Raw genomic sequence first — 12,871 nt, 5'->3', positions numbered from 1 at the left:
ACACGACACGTAGGAGATGCAATTTCCATGACAGACGCACTGAAGCGCCTCTCCGAGGAGGGCGTCGCGATCTGGCTGGACGACCTGTCGCGCAAGCGGATCACGTCCGGCAACCTCGCCGAGCTGATCGACCAGCAGCACGTCGTGGGCGTCACGACCAACCCGTCGATCTTCCAGAAGGCGATCTCGGAGGGTGACGGCTACGACCAGCAGCTCTCCGACCTCGCCGCTCGCCGGGTCACCGTCGAAGAAGCCATCCGCATGATCACGACGGCGGACGTCCGTGACGCCGCCGACATCCTGCGTCCGGTCTTCGACACGACCGGCGGCCAGGACGGCCGCGTGTCGATCGAGGTCGACCCGCGGCTCGCCCACGACACGCACGCCACGGTCGCCGAGGCCAAGCAGCTGGCGTGGCTGGTGGACCGGCCGAACGCGCTCATCAAGATCCCGGCCACCGAGGCGGGCATCCCGGCGATCACCGAGGTCATCGGCCTCGGCATCAGCGTCAACGTCACGCTGATCTTCTCGCTCGAGCGCTACCGCAAGGTCATGGACGCCTACCTCGCCGGCCTGGAGAAGGCCAAGGAGCGCGGCCTCGACCTGTCCGAGATCTACTCCGTGGCGTCCTTCTTCGTGTCCCGCGTGGACACCGAGATCGACAAGCGCCTCGACGGCATCGGCACGGACGAGGCCAAGTCCCTCAAGGGCAAGGCCGCGCTCGCCAACGCCCGCCTCGCCTACGAGGCGTACGAGGAGGTCTTCTCCTCCGACCGCTGGGCCGCGCTCGACAAGGCGCAGGCCAACAAGCAGCGTCCGCTGTGGGCCTCGACCGGCGTCAAGGACCCGGCCTACAAGGACACCCTGTACGTCGACGAGCTCGTCGCGCCGAACACGGTGAACACCATGCCTGAGGCGACCCTGGAAGCCACCGCGGACCACGGGCAGATCACCGGCAACACCATCAAGGGCACCTACGACCAGGCCCGGTCGGAGATCGCCGCGGTGGAGAAGCTCGGCATCTCGTACGACGAGGTCGTACAGCTGCTCGAGGACGAGGGCGTCGAGAAGTTCGAGGCGTCCTGGACCGACCTGCTCAAGTCGACCGAGGCCGAGCTCAAGCGCCTCGCCCCCTCGGAGGGCTGAAACCTTGACCGCACACGGAGCCAACCCGCTCCGTGACACCGCAGACCGACGGCTCCCGCGTATCGCGGGGCCGTCGGGTCTGGTGATCTTCGGTGTCACGGGCGATTTGTCACGTAAAAAGCTGATGCCTGCTGTGTACGACCTTGCCAACCGGGGTCTGCTTCCTCCGGGTTTCTCGCTGATCGGGTTCGCCCGCCGTGACTGGGAGGACGAGGACTTCGCCCAGGTCGTTCACGACGCGGTCAAGCAGCACTCCCGCACCCCCTTCCGGGAAGAGGTCTGGCAGCAGCTCATCCAGGGCATGCGCTTCGTCCAGGGCAACTTCGACGACGACGAGGCCTTCGAGACCCTGAAGTCGACGATCCAGGACCTCGACAAGTCGCAGGGCACGGGCGGCAACTTCGCGTTCTACCTCTCCGTACCCCCCAAGTTCTTCCCCCTGGTCGTGCAGCAGCTGAAGGAGCACGGCCTGGCGGACGCGCCCGAGGGCTCGTGGCGGCGCGCCGTCATCGAGAAGCCGTTCGGCCACGACCTCGCCTCGGCCAAGGACCTGAACGCGATCGTGCACGAGGTGTTCGACCCGGACCAGGTGTTCCGGATCGACCACTACCTCGGCAAGGAGACCGTCCAGAACATCCTGGCGCTGCGCTTCGCCAACCAGATGTTCGAACCGATCTGGAACCGGTCGTACGTCGACCACGTGCAGATCACGATGGCCGAGGACATCGGCATCGGCGGCCGGGCCGGCTACTACGACGGTATCGGCGCCGCCCGTGACGTCATCCAGAACCACCTGCTCCAGCTGATGGCGCTGACCGCGATGGAGGAGCCCGCCTCCTTCGACGCGGACGCGCTCGTCGCCGAGAAGGCCAAGGTGCTCGGCGCCATCCGGCTGCCGAAGGACCTGGGCAAGTCCACGGTGCGCGGCCAGTACGCGGCCGGGTGGCAGGGTGGCGAGAAGGCCGTCGGCTACCTCCAGGAAGACGGCATCGACCCGAAGTCGAAGACCGACACGTACGCGGCCGTCAAGCTGGAGGTCGACAACCGCCGCTGGGCGGGCGTGCCCTTCTACCTGCGCACCGGCAAGCGCCTCGGGCGCCGCGTCACCGAGATCGCCGTCGTCTTCCAGCGCGCCCCGCACTCCCCCTTCGACCACACGGCGACGGAGGAGCTGGGCCAGAACGCGATCGTGATCCGCGTCCAGCCGGACGAGGGCATCACGGTCCGCTTCGGCTCGAAGGTGCCGGGCACGTCGATGGAGATCCGGGACGTGTCGATGGACTTCGCCTACGGCGAGTCCTTCACCGAGTCCAGCCCGGAGGCCTACGAGCGGCTCATCCTGGACGTCCTGCTGGGCGACTCCAACCTCTTCCCGCGCACGGAGGAGGTCGAGCTGTCCTGGAACATCCTCGACCCGATCGAGAACTACTGGGACACGCACGGCAAGCCCGCCCAGTACCCGTCCGGCACGTGGGGGCCCGCGGAAGCGGACGAAATGCTCGCACGAGACGGACGGAGCTGGCGGCGCCCATGAAGATCGACCTTACGGACACCACCTCCAGCAAGATCAACAAAGCGCTGGTCAAGGGCCGCCGGGCCGTCGGCACCCCCGCCGTCGGCATGGTCCTGACCCTCGTCATCGTCACCGACGAGGAGAACGCCTACGACGCCCTGAGAGCGGCCAACGAGGCGTCGCGCGAGCACCCCTCGCGCACGCTGGTCGTCATCAAGCGCGTCTCCCGTTCCCCGCGCGACCGCACGAAGTCGCGGCTCGACGCGGAGGTGCGGGTCGGCGTCGAGGCCGGCACCGGCGAGACGATCGTGCTGCGCCTCTACGGCGACGTCGTCAACCACGCCCAGTCGGTCGTCCTGCCGCTGCTGCTCCCCGACGCCCCGACGGTCGTCTGGTGGCCCGTGGACGCGCCGCTCGACCCCGCGCAGGACCCGCTGGGCGCCCTGGGCCAGCGCCGCGTCACGGACACGTACGCGGCCGAGCAGCCGATCCACGAACTGGAGGCCCGCGCGGCGTCCTACGCGCCGGGCGACACGGACCTGTCCTGGACCCGGATCACGCCGTGGCGCTCCATGCTGGCCGCCGCCCTGGACCAGGTGACGTGCGACGTCACGTCCGTCGAGGTCGAGGGCGAGGAGTTCAACCCGAGCTGCGAGCTGCTCGCGATGTGGCTCGCGGACCGGCTCGACGTGCCCGTACGGCGCCTGCTCTCGTCCGGGCCCGGCCTCACGGGCGTCCGCATGGAGTCCACCTGCGGCCCGATCGTCCTCGACCGGGCCGACGGCGTCCTGGCCACGCTCTCCATCGAGGGCCAGCCGGACCGCTCGGTCGCGCTCAAGCGCCGCGAGACGTCCGAGCTGATCGCGGAGGAACTGCGGCGCCTGGACCCGGACGACACGTATGCGGCTTCGCTGCGGTTCGGCGTGGAGCGGCTGGGTGAGCCCGTCGAGCAGACGCGGGCGCTCTCCGAGACGCCGGCCGAGGGGTCTTCGAAGTCGCCATCCGAGACGTCTTCGGAGACGGCTTCCGGAGGGTCTTCGGAGTCGTCTTCCGATACGTCATCCGCGAAGGCGGCCGCGGACAAGCCGGCTGCCAAGACAGCGGCTGCCAAGAAGGCTCCGGCGAAAAAGGCTCCGGCCAAGAAGGCGGCGGCAAAATGAGCGTGGCACCGCAACTCGTCGTCCACCGCGACAAGGAGCTGATGGCGCAGGCCGCCGCGGCCCGGCTGATCACCAAGATCGTCGACGCCCAGGCCGCCCGCGGCTACGCCTCCGTCGTCCTGACGGGCGGCCGCAACGGGAACGGCCTGCTGGCCGCGCTCGCGGCGGCGCCCGCCCGGGACGCGATCGACTGGAGCCGCCTCGACCTGTGGTGGGGCGACGAGCGGTTCCTGCCGGACGGCGACCCCGAGCGCAACTACACCCAGGCCAGGGAGGCGCTGCTCGACTCGGTGCCGCTCAACCCCGCGCGCGTGCACCCCATGCCCGCGTCGGACGGCCCCTACGAGCCGGACGCCGCGGCCGAGGTCTACGCGGCCGAACTCGCCACCGCGGCGGGCCCCGAGGACCACGGCCCCGTGCCGACCTTCGACGTCCTGATGCTCGGCGTCGGCCCGGACACCCACGTCGCGTCGCTCTTCCCCGAGCTGCCGGCGGTCCGCGAGACCGAGCGCACGGTGGTCGGGGTGCGCGGCGCCCCGAAGCCCCCGCCGACCCGGATCACCCTCACGCTTCCGGCGATCCGGGCCGCGCGCGAAGTGTGGCTGCTGGCGGCGGGCGAGGACAAGGCGAACGCGGCCGCGATCGCCCTGTCCGGGGCGGGTGAGATCCAGGCCCCGGCGGCGGGCGCCTACGGTCGCTCCCGCACCCTGTGGCTGCTGGACACGGCCGCGGCGTCGCAGCTCCCGCCGGAGCTGTACCCGCCGGCTGTTCCCTAGCCACCAGGTCCTGACCTGTGTAAGGCCCCGCTTCCTTTAAGGATGCGGGGCCTTACGCGTGCTGCGGGACCCGGTAGTCGGATCCGTCCTTCTCGCGTACGAGCAAGCCGTCGCTGACGCAGTAGCGGCGCAGGGCGGCGGTGTCGTCGTGGACCGAGTACAGCGCCTCGTTGATCTCGTGCTCGCTGTATGTGCGGTCGGTGTCGAAGAGGGTGTCCGTGAGGTGGAGCAGCAGTTCGTGGCGGACCGCGGCGCGGACCGGGATCGCGGTCAGCCGGCCACGGGCGAAGAAGCCGGTGAGATGGCGCGGAACGCCCGTGGTGGGCTCGGGGGTGCGGGCCCGGCGGAACACCTCGGGCCCGGCGCGCAGCGACCCGTCGTCGAGCCGCTCGACGAGTCCGGCGGAGATCAGCCTGCCCAGGTGCTTGCGTGCGGCCGGGGAGTCGGCCTCGTTCGGTGGCAGCTCGTCGAGCACTATGCGCGCGTACAGCCTGAGTCGTTCGGGGTCGGCGAGGGCCGACATGAGCTGATCCACAGGGGTGCCTCCCGGCTGGGTCACGAACGGGCAGTCTCACCCGCCGGGCGGCATCCCCGCATCCGATTAACTCGAACGGCCTCGCAGTTCGCGGTACTTGCCGACGAGTGCCCTGGTCGACTCGTCGAGCCCCGGCACGTCCGCACCCTCCGTCAGGGCGGGTTCGACGCGCTTGGCGAGGACCTTGCCGAGCTCGACGCCCCACTGGTCGAAGGAGTCGATGTTCCACACGGCTCCCTGGACGAACACCTTGTGCTCGTAGAGGGCGACCAACTGGCCGAGCACGGACGGTGTCAGGGACTTGGCGAGGATCGTCGTCGTGGGGTGGTTGCCCTTGAACGTCTTGTGCGGCACCAGTTCCTCGGGCACCCCTTCCGCGCGCACCTCGTCCGTTGTCTTGCCGAACGCCAGCGCCTGGGTCTGCGCGAAGAAGTTGGCCATCAGCAGATCGTGCTGGGCGACGAGCCCGGGCAGCAGGTCGGCGACCGGCTCGGCGAAGCCGATGAAGTCCGCGGGGATCAGCTTCGTGCCCTGGTGGATGAGCTGGTAGTAGGCGTGCTGGCCGTTGGTGCCGGGGGTGCCCCACACCACCGGGCCGGTCTGCCAGTCGACCTCCTCACCGTTGCGCTGCACGGACTTGCCGTTCGACTCCATGTCGAGCTGCTGCAAGTAGGCGGTGAATTTCGACAGGTAGTGACTGTAGGGCAGCACGGCGTGCGACTGGGCGTCGTGGAAGTTTCCGTACCAGATGCCCAGCAGGCCCATCAGGAGCGGCACGTTCAGCTCGGCGGGCGCGGTGCGGAAGTGTTCGTCGACGAGGTGGAAGCCGTCGAGCATCTCGCGGAAGGCGGCCGGCCCGATCGCGATCATCAGGGACAGCCCGATGGCGGAGTCATACGAATAACGTCCGCCGACCCAGTCCCAGAACTCGAACATGTTGGCCGTGTCGATGCCGAAGTCCGACACCTTCCCGGTGTTCGTCGACAGCGCCACGAAGTGCTTGGCGACGGCGTCCTGACCGGCCCGCAGCTCGGTCAGCAGCCAGTTGCGCGCGGACGTCGCGTTGGTGATCGTCTCGATGGTGGTGAAGGTCTTCGAGGCGACGATGAAAAGCGTCTCGGCCGCGTCCAGGTCCCGTACGGCCTCGTGCAGGTCGGCGCCGTCGACGTTCGAGACGAAGCGGACGGTGAGGTCGCGGTCGGTGAAGGAGCGCAGCACCTCGTAGGCCATCGCGGGACCGAGGTCGGAGCCGCCGATGCCGATGTTGACGATGTTTTTGATGCGTTTGCCGGTGTGTCCTGTCCACTCGCCGGAGCGGACCTTGTCGGCGAACGCGGCCATCTTGTCGAGCACGGCGTGCACACCCGGCACCACGTTCTCGCCGTCGACCTCGATCACCGCGTCGCGCGGGGCACGCAACGCGGTGTGCAGCACGGCCCGGTCCTCGGTCGTGTTGATCTTCTCGCCGCGGAACATGGCGTCCCGCAGGCCGAAGACGTCGGTCGCGGCGGCCAGTTCGCGCAGCAGCCGGAGCGTCTCTTCGGTGACCAGGTGCTTGGAGTAGTCGAGGTGCAGATCGCCGACCTCGACGACCAGGCGGGAGCCGCGTGCCGGATCCGCGGCGAACAGCTCGCGCAGCTGCACGCCGTCCAGCTGCTCCCGGTGCTTGGCCAGCGCCTGCCACTCGGCCGTCTGGGTGAGCCGCGCGCGGCCCTCTCCGCCTGCTTCGAACGCGTTCATCTCGGACTTCAGCTGCCTCTCGTACGTGCGTACGTGCCTTGCCCCGCTGGTCCGACCAACCTAATCGATCAGCGGCCGGTATGAGCGGTCTGTCCCGAGCGCGCGCAGCCGGCCGGGGCCGAGGGGGGCTCTCAGTGTCCGCCGCGGTGCAGGCGTCCCGCGTAGTGGTCCTCCAGGCGGCCGTTGCGCTCGAAGCCGCCGGGCAGGTTGGCGGAGACGTACACGGGCGGCTCGTGGCCCTCGGCGAGCAGCAGGGCCACGGCCTCGGCCACGACCATCTGGACGAGCAGCGCGGAGGTGATGGTGGAGACGCCGCAGAGCTTGCCCCCGTCGGGCAGCGGCAGGATCGCGTCCCCGGTGGGCGCGCAGTTGTCGAGGACGGCGTCGGCGTGGTCGGCGAGGCGGCTGCCGCTCGCGTGCAGGGCGGGGACCGAGCGGGTGTGCTCCAGCGAGGTGAGGGCGACCAGCGCGTGGCCCTTCTCCTTGACGAGAAGGGCCATGTCGACGATGGAGTTGTTGACGCCGGAGTTGGAGATGATCACGAACAGGTCCTGCGGGCGCGGGGTGCTCAGTTCGTAGAGGCGGGCGGCGAGCCCGGGGCGCCGCTCCAGGAGCGGGTCGTCGAGTACCGAGCGGTCCTCGCCGCCGCGCAGGACGAGGTCGTGCAGGGCGACGCGGGTGGTGGGGATGAGGCCGCCGGCGCGTCCCGAGACCTCCAGAGCGGTCGCCTGCGAGTGGCCGGTGCCGAAGGCGTGCACGACGCCGTCGGCGGCGACGCAGTCCGCGATGAGGCGGGCCGCCGTGGCGACGCCCTCCTTGTTCGTGGCAACGGTGCGCTCGACGTGCTCGCGCACCTGGTCCGCCAACTCGTCCGCCCCGAGCCGCTGTTCCGCCATGACCCCGCCCACTTTCGGTTCAATGATTCAGTCCAAGTCCTGCACGATGAAAGAGTGAACCAGGCGCGTGACGCCGTCAAGACGGCCCCGCCGATCCCATACTCAGCTGCCGGGCCAGCGCCACCGCGCCCCCGACACCGTCCGGCACGGCCGAACACCGCAGCCCCAGCGGCTCCACGGCCGCGCGCAGCCGCTCGCCCAGAGGGCCGCCGGGGCCCAGGAGCCCGCCCGTGACGATCAGCGATTCACCGGGGACGGGTTCCAAGGCCCGCACGGTGGCCGCGAGTTGCTCTGCCGCCTCGTCGAGCAGGGACCGGGCCCGCGCGTCCCCGCGTTCCGCCGCGCGCACCACGAGCGGACTCAACTCGGCCAGGACGACGGGGCGTTGTGCGTACGCCCAGCCCGCTATCGCCTGTTTGAGGCGGTGCCGGCCCGCCCAGTCGAGCGCGGGGTCGGCGCGCCCCGGTACCACCCGGTCGAGCACCAGCGTCACCAGCGGGCCCCACTCCGCCCGGCCGTCCACCGCCCGCAGCGCGCCGCGCAACGCCTGCTGCCCGAGCCAGAAGCCGCTGCCCGTGTCGCCGAGCAGCCAGCCGTCCCCGTCCACCACCCGCACCGTGCGGCGCCCGGCCACCCGCGCCGCGGCCGCGCCGGTGCCCGCGATGAGCACGAGCCCGTCGGCCGGGGCGCCGGGCCCGGAGGCGCAGGCCACCTCCACGTCGCCGTACACGCGCAGCGCCGCGCCGTCGACGCCGAGGCGGGCCAGCGCCTCGGCCAGGCAGTCCTCGGCGACGCTGTGCCCGCGGACCGAGCCGCCATCCTCCCCCGCGCCGGCGAACCCGCCGACGACACCGGCCACGGCGCCGCGCAACGCCTTGGGCACGGCCGCCGCCAGGGCCTGCTCCAAGTGCCGCACGAGGGCGGCCCGTTCGACGCTCAGCGCGTTGCCGGGGCCGCCGTGCCCGGCACCCACGAGCCGGCCGTCCGCGTCGACGCAGCGCGCCCGCACCCGGGTGCCTCCGGCGTCGATCCCGACGGCGAGCGGAGCGGCGTAGCGATCCATCGATTCGTTGAGCACACCGCATGATGATTGATAGATTCATTACCGGACAACACCCCGGCACCGGCGGACGCGACGCGCCGGCCGATGGACCGCGACCGAGAGACCCTCATGATCACAGCCCGGATCCGCTCCGAACTGCCCACACTCAGCGGCTCGTTGCGCAAGGTCGGTGCGTATGTGCTGGCCGACCCCGCCGCGGTCGCGGAGACCTCGGCGGCCGATCTGGGGCGCCGCACCGGTACCTCGCAGGCCACCGTCACCCGGTTCTGCCAGGCCCTCGGTCTGGAGACGTACCAGCGGCTGCTGCTCGAACTCGCCAAGGAGCAGGGCGAGAAGGACCACGAGGGCGATACCGGCGGCCAGGACCGGCCGCTGGGTCCGGACATCGGCCCGGACGACGACCTGGAGCACCTGATCTCCGTCGTCGCCCACGCGGACCTCCAGGCACTGCGCAGCACCCGCGACCAACTCGACCGCGGCGCCCTGGAGGCGGCCGCACAGGCACTCGCCAGGGCACGGCGCATCGACGTCTACGGGGTGGGCGGTTCGGGCATTCTGGCGCGTGAGACGGAGGCCCGTCTGTTCGGCATCGGGATGCCTGCGCGCGGCTGGACGGAGGTGCACGCCGCGGAGACCTCGGCGGCCCTGCTGACCCCCGCGGACGCGGCCGTGGCACTCTCCCACTCGGGGCGCACCCGCGAGGTGCTCGGCCCGCTGCGGCTCGCCGCCGAGCGCGGCGCCACGACCGTCGCGGTCACCGGCGACCCGCGCTCGCCCGTCGCCCAGGCGGCAGCGGTCCATCTGACCTGGACGGCGGCGGAGACGAGCTTCCGGCGCGGCAGTTTCGGCGCCCGTCACTCGGCGCTGCTGATCCTCGACTGCCTCTACGCGCGCGTGGCGCAGCTGACCTACGACCGGGCGACCGCGTCGATCGCGCTCACGGCACACATCTCCGAGGAGCACGCCGCACGACCGCGCCGCCGCACGTGAAGGACGGCGGAACAGGACGACGGAACAGGACCGGTCGGGCGCCCTCAGGGGCACCCGGCCGGTCGTCGACGTCTAGATCTCGCCCCGCAGTTTGGCGAGCGCCTCGGCGAGGATCGCCTCGCCGTCCGCGTCACTGCGCCGCTCCCGCACGTACGCGAGGTGCGTCTTGTACGGCTCGGTGCGCGGCGGGTCCGGCGGGCTGTCCCGGTCCTGTCCGGCGGGGAAGCCGCAGCGCGGACAGTCCCAGGTCTCCGGCACCTGCGCGTCGGAGGCGAAGCTCGGCTGCGTCTCGTGCCCGTTCGAGCACCAGAAGGAGATGCGCAGGCGCGGCGCGGACTCGCCACGCTCGGCCTCGCCCATCGGCCCCGCCCCGACCCGACTTCCTCGGATCGCGTTGCCACTTGCCACGGTCGTAACTCCCTGCGTGATGGTGCCGCGAAGCGTGTCGGCGTCTCGCTTCGCCGCGGAGCGCCTCAGTCTACGTAAGGCCCAACGCGCGTCCAGTGGTTGGAGTTACCTGCCCTCCCCTAGACGCAAGCCCCATGATAGGCGGCGCTGTTGAGCGCGTACCGGACATGGGGCTTTACGTGAGCTCTGTGCAGTTGTGACGGGTGGAACCGAGGGTTCGGCGTGAAAATCAGTTGTTGATCTTCATAAGAATGCCGAGCACCACGATGCACGCGAACCAGAGCAGACCGAGCACGATCGTGATCCGGTCCAGGTTCCGCTCGGCGACCGAAGAGCCGCCGACGGAGGACTGCATGCCGCCTCCGAACATGTCGGAGAGACCGCCGCCCTTTCCCTTGTGCATGAGCACCAGGAGCATCAGCAGCAGGCTGAAGACGATCAGGGCGATCGAGAACCCCATAACCACGGCTGGACCAACTTCCTCGGAACTTTTCGGACGACGGGGCCGAAGCTCAAAGGAAAAGAGCTTCGGCCCCGCAAGAGTACGACGTATCGCCGCTAGCGCATACTCACAGGTCGCGCCACTCGCTGATCACTGCTCGTGGAAGCGGACGATCTTGACGAACTCGTCGGTGTCCAGGGAGGCGCCACCGATCAGGGCTCCGTCGATGTCCGGCTTGCCCATGATCTCCGCGACGTTGCCGGACTTCACCGAACCGCCGTACTGGATGCGGACCTTGTCGGCCACGTCCTGCGAGTACAGCTCGGCGAGCTTGCCGCGGATCGCCGCGCAGACCTCCTGCGCGTCGTCGGCGCCGCAGACCTTGCCGGTGCCGATGGCCCAGACCGGCTCGTAGGCGATGACGATGGTCTCGGCCTGCTCGGCGGGCAGGTCCTTGAGGCCGCCCTCGACCTGGGCGAGCGTGTGGGAGACGTGGTCGCCCGCCTCGCGCACGTCCAGCTCCTCGCCGACACACAGGATCGGGGTCAGGCCGTGCTTGTAGGCCGCCTTCACCTTGGTGTTGACGATGTCGTCGGTCTCGGCGTGATACTGGCGCCGCTCCGAGTGCCCGATCGCGACGTACGTGCACTTGAGCTTGGCGAGCATCGAGCCGGAGATCTCGCCGGTGTACGCGCCGGAGTCGTGCGCCGAGACGTCCTGGGCACCGTACTTGATCTTGAGCTTGTCGCCGTCGACCAGCGTCTGGACGGAGCGCAGGTCGGTGAAGGGCGGCAGGACGGCGACCTCGACGGCCTCGTAGTCCTTGTCCGCGAGGGCGAAGGCGAGCTTCTGGACGTGGGCGATGGCCTCGAGGTGGTTGAGGTTCATCTTCCAGTTGCCCGCCATCAGCGGCGTGCGGGTGCTCATTAAGGGTCAGTCCTCCAGTGCGGCGAGACCGGGCAGCGTCTTGCCCTCGAGGTACTCGAGGGAGGCGCCGCCGCCGGTCGAGATGTGGCCGAATGCCTTCTCGTCGAAGCCCAGGGTACGGACGGCCGCGGCGGAGTCGCCGCCGCCCACCACGGTGAAGCCCGGGGAGTCGAGGAGGGCCTGGGCGACCGCTTTGGTGCCCTCGGCGTAGTCGGGGTGCTCGAAGACGCCCATCGGCCCGTTCCAGAAGACGGTCTGCGCGTCGGCGAGCTTCGAGGCGTACAGCGTGCCGGACTCCGGACCGATGTCCAGGCCCATCTGGTCGGCGGGCATGGCGTCCGCGGCGACGGTGGCGGGGTGGGTCGGGGCCTTGGCCTTGAGGTCGGGGAACCCGGGCGCGACCACGACGTCCACCGGCAGCACGATCTCCACACCGTTCTTCTCGGCGCGCTCCAGGTACTCGGTCACCGCCGAGAGCTGGTCCTCCTGGACGAGCGAGGTACCGACCTCGTAGCCCTTGGCCTTGAGGAACGTGAACACCATGCCGCCGCCGATGAGCAGCCGGTCGGCCTTGCCGAGCAGCTGGTCGATGACGGCGAGCTTGTCGGAGACCTTGGCGCCGCCGAGCGCGACCACGTAGGGGCGCTTGACATCGTCCGTGAGCTTCTTCAGGACGCCGACCTCGGTGGCGATGAGGAAGCCGGCGTAGTGCGGCAGCTTCTTCGCGAGGTCGTACACGGAAGCGTGCTTACGGTGCACGGCGCCGAAACCGTCGCCTACGTAGACGTCGGCCAGGGCGGCGAGCTGGTCGGCGAACTCGCCGCGCTCGGTGTCGTCCTTGCTCGTCTCCCCCGCGTTGAAGCGCAGGTTCTCGATGACCGCGACCTGGCCCGGCTCCAGACCGTTCACCGCGTCGTGCGCGGCGGGGCCGGCCGTGTCCTGGGCGAACGCCACGGGCTTGCCCAGGAGTTCGGCGAGGCGCTCGGCGGCGGGCAGCAGGGAGAACGCGGGGTCCGGGGCGCCCTTGGGACGGCCCAGGTGCGAGGCGACGATCACCTTGGCGCCCGCGTCGGCCAGCGCCTTGACGGTGGGCAGCACGGCGCGGATGCGGCCGTCGTCGGTGATCAGGCCTTCGGCCAGCGGCACGTTGAGGTCGGCGCGGACGAACACCCGCTTGCCGTCGACCCCTTCGGCGAGAAGTTCCTCGATGGTCTGCATGACTGGACTCCTAGTGAGGCTGTTCCTGGTGAGGCGGTGAGGCTGACGCGCGAAAGG

Annotated in this window: 13 protein-coding genes; 5 read left to right on the top strand and 8 right to left on the bottom strand. The window is 70.2% G+C overall.

Going from position 1 to position 12,871, the window contains the following annotated elements; all coding sequences use genetic code 11:
- Window positions 1–27: 27 nt before the first annotated feature.
- From tal to pgl, 4 genes are read left to right on the top strand one after another with little or no spacing between them, the layout of a single operon-like run.
- Window positions 28–1,146: a transaldolase gene (tal, locus tag ABD366_RS01230; RefSeq protein WP_324775520.1), complete on the top strand. Its 1,119-nt coding sequence runs from the start codon at window positions 28–30 to the stop codon at window positions 1,144–1,146.
- Window positions 1,147–1,150: 4 nt separating this feature from the next.
- The gene (gene zwf, locus ABD366_RS01225; RefSeq protein WP_324775522.1) at window positions 1,151–2,680 is read left to right on the top strand and encodes a glucose-6-phosphate dehydrogenase; all 1,530 of its coding nucleotides are present in this window, start codon (window positions 1,151–1,153) and stop codon (window positions 2,678–2,680) included.
- Window positions 2,677–3,819, top strand: coding sequence for a glucose-6-phosphate dehydrogenase assembly protein OpcA (opcA, locus tag ABD366_RS01220; protein WP_324775524.1), 1,143 nt, complete (start codon window positions 2,677–2,679; stop codon window positions 3,817–3,819). Before zwf ends, opcA begins: the two co-directional genes overlap by 4 nt.
- On the top strand, window positions 3,816–4,595 hold the full coding sequence (gene pgl, locus ABD366_RS01215) for a 6-phosphogluconolactonase (protein ID WP_324775526.1): 780 nt from the start codon (window positions 3,816–3,818) through the stop codon (window positions 4,593–4,595). The genes opcA and pgl overlap by 4 nt, the downstream gene beginning before the upstream one ends.
- A 52-nt stretch (window positions 4,596–4,647) precedes the next feature.
- Here pgl and ABD366_RS01210 read toward each other — a convergent pair whose 3' ends face one another.
- From ABD366_RS01210 to ABD366_RS01195, 4 genes are all read right to left on the bottom strand, one after another.
- Window positions 4,648–5,130, bottom strand: coding sequence for a DUF2087 domain-containing protein (locus tag ABD366_RS01210; protein WP_324775528.1), 483 nt, complete (start codon window positions 5,128–5,130; stop codon window positions 4,648–4,650).
- Between the two features lie 66 nt (window positions 5,131–5,196).
- Window positions 5,197–6,870 carry a glucose-6-phosphate isomerase gene (gene pgi, locus ABD366_RS01205; RefSeq protein WP_324775530.1) on the bottom strand — a complete coding sequence of 558 codons (1,674 nt, stop codon included), beginning with the start codon at window positions 6,868–6,870 and terminating at the stop codon, window positions 5,197–5,199.
- Between the two features lie 131 nt (window positions 6,871–7,001).
- Window positions 7,002–7,766, bottom strand: a complete 765-nt coding sequence (locus tag ABD366_RS01200; protein WP_324775532.1) for an SIS domain-containing protein — start codon at window positions 7,764–7,766, stop codon at window positions 7,002–7,004.
- Window positions 7,767–7,842: 76 nt separating this feature from the next.
- Window positions 7,843–8,844, bottom strand: coding sequence for an N-acetylglucosamine kinase (locus ABD366_RS01195; protein ID WP_344440882.1), 1,002 nt, complete (start codon window positions 8,842–8,844; stop codon window positions 7,843–7,845).
- 69 nt (window positions 8,845–8,913) lie between these two features.
- Here ABD366_RS01195 and ABD366_RS01190 point away from each other — a divergent pair, with 69 nt between their 5' ends.
- Window positions 8,914–9,819, top strand: coding sequence for a MurR/RpiR family transcriptional regulator (locus ABD366_RS01190; protein ID WP_324766248.1), 906 nt, complete (start codon window positions 8,914–8,916; stop codon window positions 9,817–9,819).
- A 72-nt stretch (window positions 9,820–9,891) separates the two neighbouring features.
- Here the strand turns inward: ABD366_RS01190 and ABD366_RS01185 are convergent, their stop codons facing one another.
- From ABD366_RS01185 to ABD366_RS01170, 4 genes are all read right to left on the bottom strand, one after another.
- Complete coding sequence (locus ABD366_RS01185; protein ID WP_072483070.1) at window positions 9,892–10,227, bottom strand: RNA polymerase-binding protein RbpA; 336 nt, start codon at window positions 10,225–10,227, stop codon at window positions 9,892–9,894.
- A 229-nt stretch (window positions 10,228–10,456) separates the two neighbouring features.
- Window positions 10,457–10,687 (bottom strand): preprotein translocase subunit SecG, encoded by a 231-nt coding sequence (gene secG, locus ABD366_RS01180; RefSeq protein ID WP_324766249.1) that lies wholly within the window; start codon window positions 10,685–10,687, stop codon window positions 10,457–10,459.
- A gap of 132 nt (window positions 10,688–10,819) precedes the next feature.
- On the bottom strand, window positions 10,820–11,596 hold the full coding sequence (gene tpiA / locus ABD366_RS01175; RefSeq protein ID WP_324766250.1) for a triose-phosphate isomerase: 777 nt from the start codon (window positions 11,594–11,596) through the stop codon (window positions 10,820–10,822).
- 6 nt (window positions 11,597–11,602) lie between these two features.
- The gene (locus ABD366_RS01170) at window positions 11,603–12,814 is read right to left on the bottom strand and encodes a phosphoglycerate kinase (protein ID WP_324766251.1); all 1,212 of its coding nucleotides are present in this window, start codon (window positions 12,812–12,814) and stop codon (window positions 11,603–11,605) included.
- Window positions 12,815–12,871 lie beyond the last annotated feature (57 nt).

The sequence above is a fragment of the Streptomyces kunmingensis genome (genome assembly GCF_039533535.1).
Taxonomy (GTDB): Bacteria; Actinomycetota; Actinomycetes; order Streptomycetales; family Streptomycetaceae; genus Streptomyces; species Streptomyces kunmingensis.
The sequence above is the reverse complement of the archived record's forward strand: the minus strand, read 5'-3'. Positions and strand labels throughout refer to the sequence as shown.

Bases quoted from the DNA above. Each gene is read 5' to 3' on its own strand.
- ABD366_RS01170 (WP_324766251.1), bottom strand. From the start codon at position 12,814: ATGCAGACCATCGAGGAACTTCTCGCCGAAGGGGTCGACGGCAAGCGG.
- opcA (WP_324775524.1), top strand. From the start codon at position 2,677: ATGAAGATCGACCTTACGGACACCACCTCCAGCAAGATCAACAAAGCG.
- secG (WP_324766249.1), bottom strand. From the start codon at position 10,687: ATGGGGTTCTCGATCGCCCTGATCGTCTTCAGCCTGCTGCTGATGCTC.
- tal (WP_324775520.1), top strand. From the start codon at position 28: ATGACAGACGCACTGAAGCGCCTCTCCGAGGAGGGCGTCGCGATCTGG.
- ABD366_RS01190 (WP_324766248.1), top strand. From the start codon at position 8,914: ATGGACCGCGACCGAGAGACCCTCATGATCACAGCCCGGATCCGCTCC.
- ABD366_RS01200 (WP_324775532.1), bottom strand. From the start codon at position 7,766: ATGGCGGAACAGCGGCTCGGGGCGGACGAGTTGGCGGACCAGGTGCGC.
- pgi (WP_324775530.1), bottom strand. From the start codon at position 6,870: ATGAACGCGTTCGAAGCAGGCGGAGAGGGCCGCGCGCGGCTCACCCAG.
- pgl (WP_324775526.1), top strand. From the start codon at position 3,816: ATGAGCGTGGCACCGCAACTCGTCGTCCACCGCGACAAGGAGCTGATG.
- tpiA (WP_324766250.1), bottom strand. From the start codon at position 11,596: ATGAGCACCCGCACGCCGCTGATGGCGGGCAACTGGAAGATGAACCTC.